A 15,072-nucleotide genomic window follows, 5' to 3' on the forward strand; every position below is an offset into this window, starting at 1 on the left:
CCTCAGCGCCGATGATAGTGCGGGTTCCCGTGTGAAAGTAGGTCATCGTCAGGCTCTTACAGCCCAGAAAAGCCCAGCCCCACAAAGGCTGGGCTTTTTTGCGTTCTGCGCCACTTTGGCTCAAAGAGTAAAGAGCACGCAATCGCTGTTGCCTATCTGGGCTGCCTGTGTGTTATCACCCCGCTTGCCAGCAAAACTCGCCCGAGCGGCCCGAACTGGTGCAGGGGAGATCCGCTCGACGACCTCGCACAGGCGCTCACGCGGATCCGACGCAGACTCGCGCCGCTCCCACGCCGACGAGTTATACGTTTTGCCGGCTAACCATTTCACTAATCCGTCTTTGCCTGTGAGGTTGCATTGCCGCAGAATGCGCCCGCCACCCGCCGCGGGTCTTCGCCCAGCGCTTTCGATCACCAAGGTTCCGATGCACGTTTCCACCTTTTTCCACCTTGGCGTGGCGCTCCTGTTCGGTACGACGCATGCCGCTTGGGCGCAGACGCCGACCTGGCCGGCCCACCCTGTCCACATGCTCGTGGCAAACACCGCAGGCAGTTCGCCCGATGTCCTGGCACGCTTCCTTGCACCGCGCCTGTCCGACGTCTGGAAGCAGCCGGTCGTGGTCGACAACCGGGCCGGCGCCGGCGGCATCGTGGCCGCGGAGGCGCTGGCCAAGGCACCCGCCGAAGGCTACACGCTGCTCGTGGGTGCCGATGGCCCGACCACGATCCTGCCGAACTTGCTGCCCAGCCTCCCCTATGACGCGCGCACCGACCTCGTTCCGGTCGTGTCGCTCGGAGCGATCGACTTCGTCCTCGTGGCCAACCCCCGGACCGGCTTCAGGACGCTGCGCGATTTCACCAGCGCCGCGAAGGCCAAGCCGGGCCACTACAACTACGCGTCCGCCGGCAATGGAAGCCCGCAGCAGCTCGGCATGGAACTGCTCAAGCAGCGCGCGGGCATCCATGTCACGCACATTCCTTACCGCGGGGGCCCGCTGGGTATGCAGGATGTGATCGCCGGCCAAGTCGACCTGATGTTCATTGCCGTCGGTCCGGCGCTGCCGCACATCCGCAGCGGCCGCCTGACTGCCCTGGCGGTTGGGGGCGAGGGGCGCCACGCGTTGCTGCCCGACGTGCCGACCGTGGCGGAAAGCTATGCGGGCTTCAAGTCGGGCACTTGGTTCGGCTTGTTCGCGCCTGCAAAGACGCCGCAGGCCGTCGTTGATACGATCGGCGCGGCAGTGGCGCCGATTCTCCGCACGCCGGCGGTGCGCGCCGAACTCGCCGCGCAGGGCATCGAGAGCACCGGCGACCTGCAACCCAAATTCGCTCGCCAGGTGGCAGCCGAGTATGAGCGCTATGCGCAGATCGTCAACGCCAGCGGTATCAAGGCGGACTGAGTGTGAAGCCTCACAACTAGGCTAGTGCGTCGTCCACCTCGACCCCGGGACCGGCCGTCGATACGACGGCTCCCCGGCGCCGGGACGAAGTGCAACTTCGCCTGCCACGGTTGCGCGTCGCCCCACGCGACCTCACCGTGAGCTGCGTGTGTTCACGAGCTCGCGAATCGAACCTGCCCGGATGTCAGTCGCTGGGCATTCCAACTCGCCAGCCTCTTGTTCGACAGGAGGAGGGGGCAAGCGGTGTGGCTGCAAAAGCGGCACCCGAAGGACGTCGTCGCGCAGTTGCAGCCTTAGCTGGCCAAGGTGCTGAATTCGCCCGAGCTGCGCGAGAAGCTCGCCACGCTCGGTTGCGAACCCTCAGCGGGCACTCCCGAGCAATTTGCCGCAAGGATCAGGAGCAACCTGCCGCGCTGGGCCAGCGTCGTCAAGGAAGCCGGGGTCGGCGTGGACTGAACAGGACCGCCCGAGGGACCGGGCTTCGTGCGCGCTTTGAGCGATCCAGGCGGCTGATTCAATTTGCATCATCTGCTCCGTTTCGACACAGCGTGCGCACGATGACTGTCACGCGATGTCGGCGCACACCGGCTGTAAATCCTTTTGGTGACAAGCACTTGCGCGTGCTGGCACGCGGAGGCACGGATTGGCCCACCGATTGCGAACCAGTCCATGCGATTCCTTCCTCAACTTCAACGGAGATGAATTCATGGACATGGCTGAAATGCGCAACCTCGGCGTTGCGAACCCCTTCAAGAAGCAGTACGGAAACTACATCGGCGGCCAGTGGGTCGCGCCGATCGACGGGCAGTACTTCGACAACCTGACGCCGGTCACGGGCCAGGCCTTCACGAGCATCCCGCGCTCCAACGCGAAAGACATCGAGGCCGCCCTCGATGCCGCGCACAAGGCCAGGGCCGCATGGGGCCGCACTTCGACCACCGGCCTAACTTTGACGGCGGCGCGCGCAAGTTGTTGATTCGATGAGAAATCGGCCCCCGCTAGTTGCTTGAGAGCCGATCTGGAGTCACCGGCTTGGACAGGGGAAAGGGCAGGGCGCTCGCTCACCACGTCGAAGCGCGTGCGCACTCTCCAGACAGTAGACCAGAACGAGCGGACGGCCGGTTGCGCAAAACCCGCCATTCACCATCACCTCCCAGCGACGATGCGCCGCGTGACCCCTCCGTCTCGCTCGTTGGCGATGTTCGCCGGATTACGAACCTAGGTGTGCTCGAGGTGCGTCGTCGTCTGTTGGAGGGCGAGCCATTGTTTGACCAAGAGCTTTTCGGAAACCGAGCCGAAGACGTTTTCGCGAAGGCGCGGGCACTCCTATCGGCCATCGAGGACGGCGGGCATCAACCACTTCTCGCCGAGGCTGGCAGACCCATCACGCCGCAGACCCTGCGGAACATCTTCCAAGCGTCCGAGGACGAGGGCGAGGAGCTTCGTCGGCTCGACGACTTGGGACATGCGTAGGCGACAGCAGAATGCGGCCAAGACCGGACCTTCGCTGCAGGCGCCCAGTTCGTGGACACCTACCCTGGGCGAGAGCTTGCCGGCCTGCTGTATTCGGTAGGTCCGGGCGTGTGTGCATCGCGCCGCCTCCACAGCTTTGGTGAGTCGGCGCCGTTCAGCAAACCGAGGAGGATCAGCGGTCAAAATGCTACCAAGGGCCGACTGACGACCGCCCCAGTTGCTAGGCTGACTGCGACTCGGAAGGCGTTATCGTCGGTCACCGAGAGGCCGTCATGAACCTTGTCTATGGAAAAGCTGTTCCCGAAGACACGCCCGCCTGCTTTACTTTGCGAGGCTTGACACGGGAAAACGCCTTTTCTCCGGAACAGCTGAGTGCAATCGGTGTGACGCCTCAAAGCTGGGAGGCGGACGTCCGCGAGGGTCTGTTGTTCGGATTCGTTGGCCTCGTCGACAAAGAGCTCGTCGGCTACTGCTTTGGGATTCGGGGAACTGGCGAAATCGGCGTGTTGGCATTGCTACCGGCATCGAAGGCCTCGGCATCGGCAAGGCTCTTCTCGGTCTGGTTGTTGATGAGTTCAGAGCCACGGACATCCCGCGTCTTTTCCTTGGTTGCTCAACCGACCCGAGAGCTCGCTCTCATGGCTTCTACAGACATCTCGGTTGGGTTCCCACAGGAGTCATCGATGCCTTGAATGATGAGGTACTCGAGTACCATTTCAGATGAAGTTGAGTTGGATCCTTGCTCAGCCTTGGGGACTTGCTCGCAACCGTGCATTTGTGAACAAGAGATAAACGAACGCCAAGGCAGCCAGGGCGGCGCCGCACGTCAGAGGCACGCTCGCGCCATGTCCGATGAGCTGGCCGCCGATAGCCGTGCCGATCGACATCCCCAGATAGATGCAGGACGAATTCAGGGCCACGACCAGTGACGACTCTTCGGGCGCGCTAGCGATGAGCCGGTGCTGCTGCGCCGGGGATTGCGCCCAGCTACTGGCTCCCCAGCACGCCATCATGAAGGCGAGGAGTAGCGAGGTCTCGGGCGGCTGGGCGATGCCGAACCAGGCCAGGATTCCCAGGGAGGCAGTCATGAGCCCGTAAGTGCCGGCCAGGATTGGCACGGGACCGACGCCGTCCGTCCCTCGACCGGACAGGTAGTTGCCAATGAAAGCGCCCGCGCCGTAGGCAAAGAGCATGAAAGTCAACGCGGAATCGGGCACCCGCAAGGCATCCAGGAGATCCGACGTAAACGCATACGGCGTGTAGCAAGCGGCCATTCCAAGAACCGTCAACGGAAGGATCAGCAGTACCCGTGGGCGCCTGAGCGCCGCAAGCCTTTGGAGCAGCGTGACCTTGGTTCCGCCTGGGACGGATGGCATCAGGAAGAACACTCCTGTCGCGGCCACGAGCGACAAGACGCCCACGAGCGCCAGGGAAGCGCGCCAACTCAACGCGGCGCTGACGGCGTGTCCGATAGGGACCCCCAGCGCGGTCGCCAAGGTCAGGCCACCAATGACCACGGCAAGTGCCCGCGCGCGCGTTTGGGGACCTGCCAGTGCGGCCGCCACCGCCCCGGCATTGGGCGTGTAGGCGGCGGCACACGCCGCCGCCGCAACGCGTGTGACAACGAGCATGCCGAGGCTCCAGGACAACGCAGAAGCGAAGTTGGCGATACCAAGTAGCACCAGGGAGCAGACCAGAAGCCGTCGGCGCATCTACTGCACCGGCACCCCGGAAGACTATGCCGAAGTCCATGCGCTGCAGGACCACATGTCGGCGGTGCCCCTGTCGTCCTACGGCAAGCCGTACACGCCGCCGGCCGGTCAGGTCGACCCGGCGTTCGACGCCAAGACGGCCGTGCGCGACCTGGTCGATGGCATGGATGCCACGGCCTTCTTCACCCTATTTGCGCAGCTGCTCAAGACCAATCCCCCGGCCGCGGCCGATGCGCCGATGGTCGCCAAGCTGGCGAAGATCGGCATCGTGCCGGGCCAGGATTTCGATGTCTCCAAGCTCGATCCTTCGGTTAGCAAGGGACTGGCCGAAGCACCGAAGCCGGCGCAAGCCAAGATCATGGGTTGGATGAAGAAGGGCGTCCTGGCCGGCGACCTGAAGCTCAAGAACGGCTGGACCTTCACCACCAAGACCGGCATCTACGGCACCAACTACATCCAGCGCGCATTGATCACGGCCATTGGCCTGGGCGCCAACAGGCCGCAGGATGCGGTCTACCCGACCTCGACCGGGCCGGACGTGCTGCAGAAGTACCACGGCTCCAAGAAGTACGTGATGCATTTCCCCAAGGGCCAGTTGCCGCCGGTCAACGGATTCTGGTCGCTGACGATGTATGACACGGGCTACTTCTTCGTGCCGAACTCGATCAACCGCTACACCGTCAGCCAGCGCAACAAGCTCAAGCCCAACCCCGCTGGCTCCATCGACTTGTACGTCCAGCATGAGTCACCGGGGGCCGACAAGGAGGAGAACTGGCTGCCCGCGGCCAAGGACGGATTCATCCTCATGATGCGGCTGTACTGGCCCAAGGACAAGGCGCCATCTCTTCTCGACGGCTCCTGGTTCCGCCGCGGGCCAAGGAAGTGGGCTGAGCCCGCACGCGAACGGACCGGACGAATGCGCTCAAGGGGGCTCTGCGGAAGGAGCCCCCATTTATAGGCGCAACGCCACTCCGTGGTGCATGTGCCGCGGTTCCTTGGCTATGGATCGCCATCTCCAGCTGGCATCAAGCTTGCTAATCAGGTGTTCAATTAATTGCGCGGGTTAACCCCAACACGGGATCAATGTGCTGGGTCTATTCTTCGGTCCACAATTAATTGATCGTTTAATTTAATAGCACCGGTGCGAAGGCTTGGTCGGCCAGCGTGTCGGGTTGGTTTGTCCTCACCTGGAGAATGAAATGAACAAGTGGTCTCAACTGCTGTCCCTCACGGGCCTCGTCGCTGTGTCGGTGCTGGCCAGCGCCCAGGAGACGGTGAAGATCGGCGTGATCGAGCCGCTGACCGGCTCGGTCGCCTACAACGGGCTGGCTTCGGTCAACGGTGCAAAGCTCGCCGTCGAGCAGCGCAATGCCGCTGGTGGCGTGCTCGGCCGCAAGGTCGAGCTGGTCGTTGAGGACGGCCAGTGCCGCCCCGCCAACTCGGTCAATGCCGCCGAGAAGCTGGTGCAGCGCGACAAAGTAGTGGCGCTGCAAGGCGCCTTCTGCAGTTCGGCGACCGCCGCAGTGATGCCGGTGGCCGAGAAGTACAAGGTCCCGTTCCTTACCGGCGTGTCGTCCAAGGCCGACCTGACGGAGAAGGGCATGCAGTACTTCTTCCGCTCGGCCGAGACCGACCGCCTCATGTCCAAGACCTTCAGCAAGATCCTGGCGGACAAGCTGCAGCTCAAGACCGTGGCCTATATCGGCGTGAACGACGACTGGGGCCGTGGCGGCGTGGAGGACTTCTCCAAGGACCTGGAAGCCCTGGGCGTGAAGACCGTGATGAAGGAGTACTTCGACCACGGTGCGACCGACTTCTACACGCTGCTGACCAAGCTGCGCGCCAGCAAGGCCGACGGCGTGTTCGTGGCCGCCGAGACGCAGGACGGCTCCATCCTTGTGAAGCAGTTCAAGGAGTTCGGAATCAAGACCAGGATCTTCGGTGTGGGCTCCTGGGCCACGGCGGACTTCATTGGCCTCACGGGCGACGCGTCGGAAGGCATCTATGCCGCCGTGCCATATGCATCGAGCCTCTCGAACGAACGCAACAAGGCCTTCGTCGAGCAATACAGCAAGGCCTACAAGGAAAAGCCGGGCAAGTACGGCGCCGCCGGCTACAACGCGATGAACATCATGCTCGACGCGGTTGCGCGCGCCGGCAAGGCGGAGCCCGAGGCGATCCGCGACGCGCTGCGCAAGACCGACTACGCAGCGCCCAACGGCCGCTACCGCTTCACCGACAAGGGCGAAGGTTATGGCTTCGACGTGGTGCTGGTGCAAATCAGCCAGCGTGAGCCGCACGTGGTCGCGCAGTCGGCCACCGAGAAGCCCTGAGGCCGCGACGCAGACGGAGGACTTCCGACGATGGAACTACTTTCCCAGTACCTTGCCAACGGCCTGGTGACGGGTTCGTTCTATGCGCTCTCGGCGCTGGGACTGACCCTGATCCTCGGTCTCATGCGCGTGGTCAATTTCGCCCACGGCGAGCTCTACATGCTCGGCGGTGTCATGGGCTGGTGGGCGACCACCCGCCTGGGCCTGGACTTCTTCAGCGGGCTGGTGCTGGTGGCGGTCGCCATGGGCGCCTTCGGCTGGCTGGTCGATCGCTTCCTGATCGAGCGCATCCGCAACCAGGGCGAGGAGCCCGGAATCTTGCTGACCATCGGCTTGTCGATCTTCCTGGCCAACACCGCCTTGCTCGCGGTGGGCACGGCACCGTTGAAGGTCGAGGCGCCAATCTCCGCCGGTCCCTTGTTCCTCGGCACGGTGGTGCTTACCAAGCTGCGAGTGTTTGCGGTAGTGGTGTGCGCGCTGCTGATCGTGGCCGCGTGGCTGGTGATCCACAAGACGCGCCTGGGCCGCGCGATGCGCGCAACCTTCCAGGACCCGATGGCCGCCCAACTCGTGGGCGTGCGCACGGCCAATGTCTACGCAGCCACCTTCGCAATGGGCACGGTGATCGCCTCCATGGCCGGCATGCTGCTCGGCTCGATCTACTCGGCGCAGGTGGCCGTTGGCGGCCTGGTCAGCATGAAGGCCTTCGTTGTGGTGATCCTGGGCGGCATGGGCAGCTTCGCGGGCGCCATCGCCGGCGGTCTTCTGCTGGGCGTGGTGGAAGCCTTGTGGGGCGGCTACGTGGCCACCGGCTGGGTAGACATCGTCGGCTTCGCGCTGGTGATCCTCACCTTGCTCTTCCGGCCCTACGGCCTCTTTTCCAAACGGGCGGAGCGCGCATGAAATTCGAGAAGCATTGTCTCCTTGCGTTGATGGCGCTGGCCGCGTTGCTGCCCTTTGTGTTGCGCGACCAGTACGTGCTGCACATCGCGATCATGGTGCTGTTCTACGCGGTGCTGGCCAGCAGCCTCAACCTGGTGGTGGGCTACGTGGGCGAGTTCTCGCTCGGCCACACCGCGTTCCTCGGCACCGGCGCCTACACAGCGGCCATCCTGTCGACGCAGTACGGCTGGCCGATGTGGGCCACCGTGCCGGCGGCCGGCCTGCTGGCCGCGGTGGTGGGCGTGGTCATTGGCGGCATCACGCTGCGGTTGCAGGGGCCATTCTTCGTGATCGTGACGCTGTCCTTCGCCGAGGTGTTGCGCCTGGTGGCCGACAACTGGATCGCGTTGACCAATGGCCCGATGGGCATTGCCGGCGTTCCGCAGCCCGAGTGGCTGGCCGAGGCAGGCAACCTGGGCGCCAAGCAGTTCTACTACGGCATCGCCTGGGTGCTGCTCGCACTCACGCTCTACCTGAGCTTCCGCTTCGTGCATTCGAACGCGGGCCGCGCCGCGGTGGCGGTCCGCGAGAACCGCTATGTGGCGCAGTCCATCGGTATCCGCCCGTTGAGCTACTCGATGCTGGCGCTGGTGCTGGGCGCGCTGCTGTCGGGCATGGCGGGTGGCTTCTATGCTCACTACATCTCCTTCGTGGGGCCCGAGGTGTTCCGGTTTGCGTTCATGGTGAGCATGATCATCATGGTGCTCATTGGCGGCAAGGGCACGCTGGTCGGGCCGCTGATCGGCGCGCTCCTGGTGACCTTCCTCGAGGAGTATCTGCGCGAGGCCAAGGAGCTGCGCCTGTCGATCTTCGGCCTGGCAGTGATCGCGATCGTGCTCTTCCTGCCGCGCGGCCTGATGGGCTTCGTCGTGCAATGGCGCGAATCGCGCAAGGCCGCGTCGCCGAAGAATGCAACAGTTTCGCCCACGGCAGAGAGGAGGGCGGCATGAGCGCGACCTACGCCATGAACGCGCCACGCGCGCTGGAGGTGCGGGGCCTGGGCAAGTCCTTCGGCGGCATCCATGCCGTCAAGGACATCAGCTTTGACGTGCACCCCGGCGAGATCGTCGGCCTGATCGGCCCCAACGGCGCCGGCAAGACCACCTGCTTCAACCTGATCACGGGCTTCTACACGCCCAGCGCAGGCCAGGTGCGCTTCGCAGGCAACGACGTGACCGGACGGAAGCCCTATCACATGGCCCGCATGGGCATCGTGCGCAGCTTCCAGAAGACCAACATCCTCAAGTCGCTCACGGTGTTCGAGAATGTGCTGACCGGCCACTACATGGAAGCGCGCCAGCCGCTGTGGCGCACCTTCTTCCCAGGCCGTGCGGTGCGTGCCACCGAGGCGGCTGCGCGCGACAGCGCGCAGCGCATCGTCCACACCATGGGCTTGGGCCATCGCATGAACACGCCGGCCGCTGTGCTGTCCTGTGGCGAGCTGCGGCTTCTCGAAGTGGCCCTGGCCCTCGCGGCCAAGCCGAAGATCTTGATGCTGGACGAACCCGCGGCCGGCCTCAACAGTCAGGAGGCCCGCCAGTTCGGCGAGATCCTCAAGACGCTGCGCGGCACGCTCGTCCAATCGATCCTGATCGTGGAGCACAACATGAGCCTGGTGATGGGTGTCTCGGACCGGGTGGTGGTGATGCATTTCGGCCAGAAGCTGATCGAGGGAACGCCTGCCCAGGTTCAGGCCGACAGCCGGGTGGTCGAGGCCTACCTGGGCGGTGGAGGAAAGAAGGCATGAGCGCAGTGATGACCCACGAGATGCACGCAAGCACGTTGGCCGATGCCGCCGCTTCGCCTGTGCTGGAGCTGCGCGACCTGCACGTGAGCTACGGCAAGACAGCAGCCCTGCACGGCGTGAACCTGCGCGTGATGCCGGGCGAGGTGGTGGCGCTCATCGGCGCCAACGGCGCGGGCAAGAGCACCACGCTGCGCGCCATCTCCGGCTTGCTCAAGCCCACGCGTGGCGAGATCCTCTTCCAGGGCCGGAGCATCGGCGGCCTCCCGGCCGACCGCGTGGTGGCGCAGGGCATCGCACAGTCGCCGGAGGAGCGCCATGTGTGGCCGACCATGACGGTTGACGAGAACCTTTCGATGGGTGCCTACCTGTGCAAGTCCAAGGGTGAGATCGAGCGGCGCATCGGCCGGGTCTACGAGCGCTTTCCGCGCCTCAAGGAACGGCACAAGCAACTGGCCGGCACGCTCAGCGGCGGCGAGCAACAGATGCTGGCCATCGGCCGTGCGCTGATGTCCGAGCCGCGCCTGCTCTTGCTCGACGAGCCCAGCCTGGGCCTGAGCCCGCGCATGGCCGAGGAAGTGTTCGAGTTCGTGCGCGAGATCAACGCCCACGGCGTGACGGTGATGCTGGTCGAGCAGAACGTGCACAACGCGCTGTCGGTGGCCAAGCGCGCCTACGTCTACGAAACCGGGCGTGTGGTGGCCGAACGCGACGCGGCCGGCCTGCTCGACGACCCGGGATTGCTCAGCGCCTACCTGGGCGGCTGATTCCGGCAGGGAGGGTGCCCGAGCACCCTCTTTTTGTCTCTTTCAATTAATTGAACAACTGTTTAACAACGGGGCCTGGCCCAACGCCGGCCATCAGATCAAGGAGTAGCGAAGACATGAACAAGACATTGCGAGTGGGCATCGTCGGCGGCGGCATCGGCGGCGTGGCCCTGGCGCGCGCGCTGCGGCTGCGTGGCATCGATGCGCACGTGTTCGAGCGCGCGAGCGCGTTCGGCGAAATCGGCGCGGGCGTGCAGATGACACCCAATGCGGCCAAGGTACTTCGCGCGCTGGGCCTGGGCGACGCGCTGGCGCGCATCGGTTTCCTGCCCAACGCCATGGTCGGTCGCAATTGGGACGACGCGCGCGAACTCTTCCACACGCCACTGAGGGAGGTGTGCCCGCGCCTCTTCGGCGCCGACTTCTGGCATGTGCACCGCGCTGACCTGCACGCCATCCTGTGCGAAGGCATCCCCGCGGACCATGTGCGTTTCAACGTCTCGTGCACCGGGGTGACCCAGCGCGATGACGGGGCCGTGGCCCATTTCAGCGATGGCACCCAATTCGAAGCCGACCTGATCGTGGGCGCCGACGGCATCCATTCGGCGGTGCGCGACTCGCTGTGGGGCAAGACGGCCTCGCAATACACCGGCCACATGTGCTGGCGCGCGCTGGTGCCCGTGGAGCATCACCCCTTGCCCTTCGTGAGCCCGGACGCCTCCTTCTGGATGGGCCCGAAGGCGCACATCGTCACCTACTACGTCAAGGGCGGGGCGGCGGTGAACATCGTTGCCGTCAACGAGAGCGCCGACTGGGTGACCGAATCGTGGACCGAACCGAGCACCCGCGAGGAACTGCTGGGCGCCTACGAAGGCTGGCACGAGAACATCATCCGCCTGTTCGAGAAGACCGACGCGCAGCAGATCTTCAAGTGGGGCTTGTTCGACCGCGACCCGATGGAGCAGTGGTCGCAGGGCCGCGTGACGCTGCTGGGCGACGCGGCGCATCCGATGCTCCCCTTCCTCTCGCAGGGCGCGGCGATGGCCATCGAGGACGCCTACGTGCTGGCCGCCGCGCTGTCGCACTTCGATGGCGACCTGGACGGCGCCCTGCGTGCCTACGAGGCCGAGCGTCGCCCGCGCACCGCCCGCGTGCAACTGGAGGCACGAGAGCGCGGCCGCACCTACCACCTGGCAACGCCGGAAGAGCAGAAGAAGCGCGACGAGGAATTCCAGAAGGCCCAGGCCAAGGACCCGAACGCTGTCGGCATCAAGGCCGAATGGGTCTATTCGTATGACGCCACCGCATGCGTCGAGCGCTTCGACGAAAACACCGAAGCAGCCGCGGCCTGAAGAAGGATCAGAGATGACGAGCAAGACCCAATTCCGCATCGGGCAGATCGTGCCCAGCTCCAACACCACGATGGAGACCGAGATTCCCGCCATGCTGCGCCTGCGCGAACAGGTGCGGCCCGAGCGCTTCACCTTTCATTCCGCGCGCATGCGGATGAAGCACGTCAACAAGGAAGAACTCGCCGCGATGGACGCCGAGTCCGACCGCTGCGCCCTGGAGCTGAGCGATGCGCGGGTCGACGTGCTGGGCTACGCCTGCCTGGTGGCCATCATGGCCATGGGCCGCGGCTACCACCGGCAGTCGCAGTCCCGCCTGAGCGCCGCCACCGCCGGCAATCAGGGCGAGGCGCCGGTGATCACCAGCGCTGGCGCACTGGTCGATGCGCTCAAGGTGATGGGCGTCAAGCGCATCGCGCTGGTAGCGCCCTACATGGTGCCGCTGACGAAGCTGGTGATCGACTACATCGAGCACGAGGGCTTCGAGGTGGCCGACTGGCGCGCGCTGGAGATTCCGGACAACCTGGCGGTCGGCCGTCACGACCCGGCAAAGCTGCCGGCCATCGTGGCCGGCATGAAGACCGATGACGTGGATGCGATCGTGCTCTCGGCCTGCGTGCAGATGCCTTCGCTGCCGGCCATCGCACAGGTCGAGGCGGCTACGGGCAAGCCGGTGGTGACGGCCGCGGTCGCCACGACCTATGCGATGCTGGGCGCCCTGGGCCTGGACCAGGTGGTGCCGGGCGCGGGTGCGCTGCTGTCCGGGGCTTATTCGAAGAAGGGAGCTTGCCAATGAGCAGCACCTTCCTCTACGGCGCGCAGGTGCATGCCAATGGCATCCGCCAGCACTACCTGCGTTACGGCGGCGACACGGGCGCGCGCGCCGGTCGCGATGCAGTGGTCATCATCCCGGGCATCACCAGCCCGGCCGTGACCTGGGGCTTCGTGGCTGAGCGCTTCGGGCGCCACTTCGACACCTATGTGCTCGATGTGCGGGGGCGAGGCCTGAGCGAGGCTTCGGATGCACTCGACTACAGCCTCGATGCACAGGCGGCTGACCTGAACGCCTTTGCTGCCGCGCTGGGCCTTTTGCGGTATGCCTTTGTCGGCCACTCGATGGGCGGCCGCATCGCCATTCGCGCGGCTTCGAAGCAGGCCGCCCGCCTTACGCGCGTGGTGGCAGTCGACCCGCCAGTCTCCGGCCCGGGCCGCCGCGCCTATCCGGCAAAGCTGCCCTGGTATGTGGATTCCATCCGCATGGCACGCCATGGCATCAGCCTGGAGCAGATGCGCGAGTTCTGCCCCACTTGGACCGAAGAGCAACTGCGCCTGCGCGCCCAATGGCTGCACACCTGCGACGAGCGCGCGATCGTCACCAGCTTCGAGGCGTTCCAGACCGACGACATCCACGCCGACCTGCCGCGCATCGCGGTGCCGTTGATGCTGATGAGCGCCGAGCGTGGCCATGTGATTCGCGAGGAGGACGTGGCCGAGATCCGCACCCTGGTGCCCGGCCTGCGTGAGCACCGCGTGGCCGGCGCCGGCCACATGATTCCCTGGGACAACGAGGAAGGATTTCATCGCGCCTTCGGCGACTTCCTTGGCCAGGCGCTGGACTGAACCCATTCGACACGGAGATTTGCATGGCAATCAGCGACACCGAACTCATTCGCGCCTGGACCCAGGTGCTCACCCTTTCCAGGCTCAAGAGCGGCGATGCCGTCACCGTACTGACGAGCGACCACACGCATCCGCAAACGCTGCGCTGCGCGATCACCGCCGCCACCATGATGGGCGCATGTGTCAGCCGGCTGGACCTGCCACCGGTCAACGGCGAGAAGGCACTCAGCCGCGACACGCTCGCCTACCTGGGCACCACGCCGCTCACTGGTAACCGGGCCGCCATTGCCGCGCTCAAGGCCAGCGACCTGGTGCTGGATCTGATGACGCTGCTGTTCTCGCCCGAGCAGCATGAGATCCTGGCTTCGGGCACCAGGATCCTGCTCGCGGTGGAGCCGCCCGAGGTGCTGGCGCGCTTGGTGCCCACCGAGGAGGACTACCACCGGGTGCAGGCCGGCGTCGCCTTGCTCAGCGGCAAGCGTGAGATGCACGTGACCTCCGCCGCCGGTACCGACCTGCGCCTGCCGTTGGGCGACTACCCGGTGACGGCCGAGTACGGCTTCGTCGACCAGCCCGGTCGCTGGGACCACTGGCCCAGCGGCTTCGCGTTCACCTGGCCGAACGAAGGCGGAGCGCAGGGCCGCATCGTGCTGGCCAAGGGAGATGTGCTGCTGCCGATGAAGAACTACGTGGGGGAGCCCATCACGCTCACGGTGAAGAACGGCTTCGTCACCGCCATCGAGGGCGATGCCGAGGCTGAACTGCTGCGCGAGTACATCGAGTCCTTCGACGACCCCGAGGCCTACGCCATCTCGCACGTCGGCTGGGGGCTGCAAAAGCGCGCCTTCTGGTCGACCCTCGGCCTGTACGACCGCGAGGCCACCTTGGGCATGGATGCGCGCGCCGTCAGCGGCAACTTCCTGTTCTCGCTCGGCCCGAACAACGAGGCAGGCGGCAGCCGCACCACCGCCTGCCACATCGACATCCCGATGCGGCACTGCAACGTATTTGTCGATGGGCTGCAGGTGGTGAATGACGGCAAGGTGGTGGAGTCGCTGACGAATCCTGCGAAGACCGTCGAACAGAAGGAGGTCGCGCATGCGTGACGAGTCGCAGGTCTACCATCGCCAGGGTTTCGGCGCCGGGCTGGGCGTGCTACCGCCCCTCGGCCTCCTTATCGTGGACTTCGTGAACGGCTTCGCCGATCCCGGGACTTTCGGCGGTGGCAACATCCCGGGCGCGATCGACCGTACCGCGGGCCTGCTGGCCACCGCGCGCGATCGCGGGTGGCCGGTGGCGCACAGCCGAATCGTCTACGCGGACGACGACAGCGACGCCAACATCTTCAGCACCAAGGTGCCTGGCATGCTGGGGCTGAAGGAGCATTCGCCTGAGAGTGCGATCGTGGATGTGCTCGCGCCCCTGGCCGGCGAGCGGCTGGTGCGCAAGAACGTCCCCTCGGCCTTCTTCGGCACCGACCTGGCGCCCTGGCTGACGCAGCGCGGCGTGCGCACGCTGCTGGTGGCCGGTTGCGTCACCAGCGGCTGCGTGCGCGCCAGCGTGGTCGACGCCATGTGCTGGGGCTTCCGGCCAGTCGTGGTCGAAGACTGCGTGGGCGACCGCGCCATCGGCCCGCACGAGGCGAGCCTGTTCGACATGCGGCAGAAGTATGCGGACGTGATGAGCCTGGAAGCGCTGTACGCGCGGCTTCCCTTGGCCTGAAGCGAGCGGCG

Annotated in this window: 16 protein-coding genes and 1 pseudogene; 16 read left to right on the plus strand and 1 reads right to left on the minus strand. The window is 65.3% G+C overall.

Features of this window, described 5'->3' with window-relative positions:
* The first annotated feature begins 424 nt into the window (after nt 1–424).
* The 5 genes and pseudogenes from QTH90_RS29180 to QTH90_RS31585 all read left to right on the plus strand — a co-directional run bounded on the left by QTH90_RS29180 (nt 425) and on the right by QTH90_RS31585 (nt 3,596).
* Nucleotides 425–1,399, plus strand: coding sequence for a Bug family tripartite tricarboxylate transporter substrate binding protein (locus tag QTH90_RS29180; protein WP_286668071.1), 975 nt, complete (start codon nt 425–427; stop codon nt 1,397–1,399).
* A 306-nt stretch (nt 1,400–1,705) separates the two neighbouring features.
* Entirely contained in the window at nt 1,706–1,855 is a 150-nt protein-coding gene (locus tag QTH90_RS29185; protein ID WP_286668072.1) for a hypothetical protein, read from the plus strand.
* 250 nt (nt 1,856–2,105) lie between these two features.
* A pseudogene (locus QTH90_RS29190) lies at nt 2,106–2,339 on the plus strand (aldehyde dehydrogenase family protein); the annotation flags it as partial.
* Between the two features lie 182 nt (nt 2,340–2,521).
* A complete protein-coding gene (locus QTH90_RS29195; RefSeq protein WP_286668073.1) occupies nt 2,522–2,872 on the plus strand; it encodes a hypothetical protein in 351 nt (116 codons plus the stop codon).
* 469 nt (nt 2,873–3,341) lie between these two features.
* Nucleotides 3,342–3,596, plus strand: coding sequence for a GNAT family N-acetyltransferase (locus QTH90_RS31585; protein WP_353506648.1), 255 nt, complete (start codon nt 3,342–3,344; stop codon nt 3,594–3,596).
* Nucleotides 3,597–3,615: 19 nt separating this feature from the next.
* On the opposite strand, the gene QTH90_RS29205 is transcribed toward QTH90_RS31585, so the two are convergent.
* Nucleotides 3,616–4,584 carry an MFS transporter gene (locus QTH90_RS29205; RefSeq protein WP_286668074.1) on the minus strand — a complete coding sequence of 323 codons (969 nt, stop codon included), beginning with the start codon at nt 4,582–4,584 and terminating at the stop codon, nt 3,616–3,618.
* 55 nt (nt 4,585–4,639) lie between these two features.
* On the opposite strand from QTH90_RS29205, the gene QTH90_RS29210 reads away from it, so the two are divergent.
* From QTH90_RS29210 to QTH90_RS29260, 11 genes are all read left to right on the plus strand, one after another.
* Nucleotides 4,640–5,542 carry a DUF1214 domain-containing protein gene (locus QTH90_RS29210; protein ID WP_286668075.1) on the plus strand — a complete coding sequence of 301 codons (903 nt, stop codon included), beginning with the start codon at nt 4,640–4,642 and terminating at the stop codon, nt 5,540–5,542.
* A 241-nt stretch (nt 5,543–5,783) separates the two neighbouring features.
* Nucleotides 5,784–6,917, plus strand: a complete 1,134-nt coding sequence (locus QTH90_RS29215) for an ABC transporter substrate-binding protein (protein ID WP_286668076.1) — start codon at nt 5,784–5,786, stop codon at nt 6,915–6,917.
* Nucleotides 6,918–6,947: 30 nt separating this feature from the next.
* Nucleotides 6,948–7,820 (plus strand): branched-chain amino acid ABC transporter permease, encoded by an 873-nt coding sequence (locus tag QTH90_RS29220; RefSeq protein ID WP_286668077.1) that lies wholly within the window; start codon nt 6,948–6,950, stop codon nt 7,818–7,820.
* Entirely contained in the window at nt 7,817–8,809 is a 993-nt protein-coding gene (locus QTH90_RS29225) for a branched-chain amino acid ABC transporter permease (RefSeq protein ID WP_286668078.1), read from the plus strand. The genes QTH90_RS29220 and QTH90_RS29225 overlap by 4 nt, the downstream gene beginning before the upstream one ends.
* Entirely contained in the window at nt 8,806–9,606 is an 801-nt protein-coding gene (locus QTH90_RS29230; protein WP_286668079.1) for an ABC transporter ATP-binding protein, read from the plus strand. The genes QTH90_RS29225 and QTH90_RS29230 overlap by 4 nt, the downstream gene beginning before the upstream one ends.
* Complete coding sequence (locus QTH90_RS29235; RefSeq protein WP_286668080.1) at nt 9,603–10,370, plus strand: ABC transporter ATP-binding protein; 768 nt, start codon at nt 9,603–9,605, stop codon at nt 10,368–10,370. The genes QTH90_RS29230 and QTH90_RS29235 overlap by 4 nt, the downstream gene beginning before the upstream one ends.
* Nucleotides 10,371–10,486: 116 nt before the next feature.
* Nucleotides 10,487–11,722 (plus strand): FAD-dependent monooxygenase, encoded by a 1,236-nt coding sequence (locus tag QTH90_RS29240; protein ID WP_286668081.1) that lies wholly within the window; start codon nt 10,487–10,489, stop codon nt 11,720–11,722.
* Nucleotides 11,723–11,735: 13 nt separating this feature from the next.
* Nucleotides 11,736–12,515 carry a maleate cis-trans isomerase family protein gene (locus QTH90_RS29245; protein ID WP_286668082.1) on the plus strand — a complete coding sequence of 260 codons (780 nt, stop codon included), beginning with the start codon at nt 11,736–11,738 and terminating at the stop codon, nt 12,513–12,515.
* Nucleotides 12,512–13,339 (plus strand): alpha/beta fold hydrolase, encoded by an 828-nt coding sequence (locus QTH90_RS29250; protein ID WP_286668083.1) that lies wholly within the window; start codon nt 12,512–12,514, stop codon nt 13,337–13,339. Before QTH90_RS29245 ends, QTH90_RS29250 begins: the two co-directional genes overlap by 4 nt.
* 23 nt (nt 13,340–13,362) lie before the next feature.
* Complete coding sequence (locus QTH90_RS29255) at nt 13,363–14,445, plus strand: 2,5-dihydroxypyridine 5,6-dioxygenase NicX family protein (protein ID WP_286668084.1); 1,083 nt, start codon at nt 13,363–13,365, stop codon at nt 14,443–14,445.
* Nucleotides 14,438–15,061: an isochorismatase family protein gene (locus QTH90_RS29260; protein WP_286668085.1), complete on the plus strand. Its 624-nt coding sequence runs from the start codon at nt 14,438–14,440 to the stop codon at nt 15,059–15,061. Before QTH90_RS29255 ends, QTH90_RS29260 begins: the two co-directional genes overlap by 8 nt.
* Nucleotides 15,062–15,072 lie beyond the last annotated feature (11 nt).

Source organism: Variovorax flavidus (assembly GCF_030317145.1).
Classification (GTDB): Bacteria; Pseudomonadota; Gammaproteobacteria; order Burkholderiales; family Burkholderiaceae_C; genus Variovorax; species Variovorax flavidus.

What these genes read in the sequence shown, in the direction of transcription:
- QTH90_RS29225 (WP_286668078.1), top strand. Translation starts at nt 7,817, where the DNA reads ATGAAATTCGAGAAGCATTGTCTCCTTGCGTTGATGGCGCTGGCCGCG.
- QTH90_RS29215 (WP_286668076.1), top strand. Translation starts at nt 5,784, where the DNA reads ATGAACAAGTGGTCTCAACTGCTGTCCCTCACGGGCCTCGTCGCTGTG.
- QTH90_RS29210 (WP_286668075.1), top strand. Translation starts at nt 4,640, where the DNA reads ATGTCGGCGGTGCCCCTGTCGTCCTACGGCAAGCCGTACACGCCGCCG.
- QTH90_RS29255 (WP_286668084.1), top strand. Translation starts at nt 13,363, where the DNA reads ATGGCAATCAGCGACACCGAACTCATTCGCGCCTGGACCCAGGTGCTC.
- QTH90_RS29235 (WP_286668080.1), top strand. Translation starts at nt 9,603, where the DNA reads ATGAGCGCAGTGATGACCCACGAGATGCACGCAAGCACGTTGGCCGAT.
- QTH90_RS29180 (WP_286668071.1), top strand. Translation starts at nt 425, where the DNA reads ATGCACGTTTCCACCTTTTTCCACCTTGGCGTGGCGCTCCTGTTCGGT.
- QTH90_RS29220 (WP_286668077.1), top strand. Translation starts at nt 6,948, where the DNA reads ATGGAACTACTTTCCCAGTACCTTGCCAACGGCCTGGTGACGGGTTCG.
- QTH90_RS29240 (WP_286668081.1), top strand. Translation starts at nt 10,487, where the DNA reads ATGAACAAGACATTGCGAGTGGGCATCGTCGGCGGCGGCATCGGCGGC.
- QTH90_RS29205 (WP_286668074.1), bottom strand. Translation starts at nt 4,584, where the DNA reads ATGCGCCGACGGCTTCTGGTCTGCTCCCTGGTGCTACTTGGTATCGCC.
- QTH90_RS29250 (WP_286668083.1), top strand. Translation starts at nt 12,512, where the DNA reads ATGAGCAGCACCTTCCTCTACGGCGCGCAGGTGCATGCCAATGGCATC.
- QTH90_RS29260 (WP_286668085.1), top strand. Translation starts at nt 14,438, where the DNA reads ATGCGTGACGAGTCGCAGGTCTACCATCGCCAGGGTTTCGGCGCCGGG.
- QTH90_RS29245 (WP_286668082.1), top strand. Translation starts at nt 11,736, where the DNA reads ATGACGAGCAAGACCCAATTCCGCATCGGGCAGATCGTGCCCAGCTCC.
- QTH90_RS29230 (WP_286668079.1), top strand. Translation starts at nt 8,806, where the DNA reads ATGAGCGCGACCTACGCCATGAACGCGCCACGCGCGCTGGAGGTGCGG.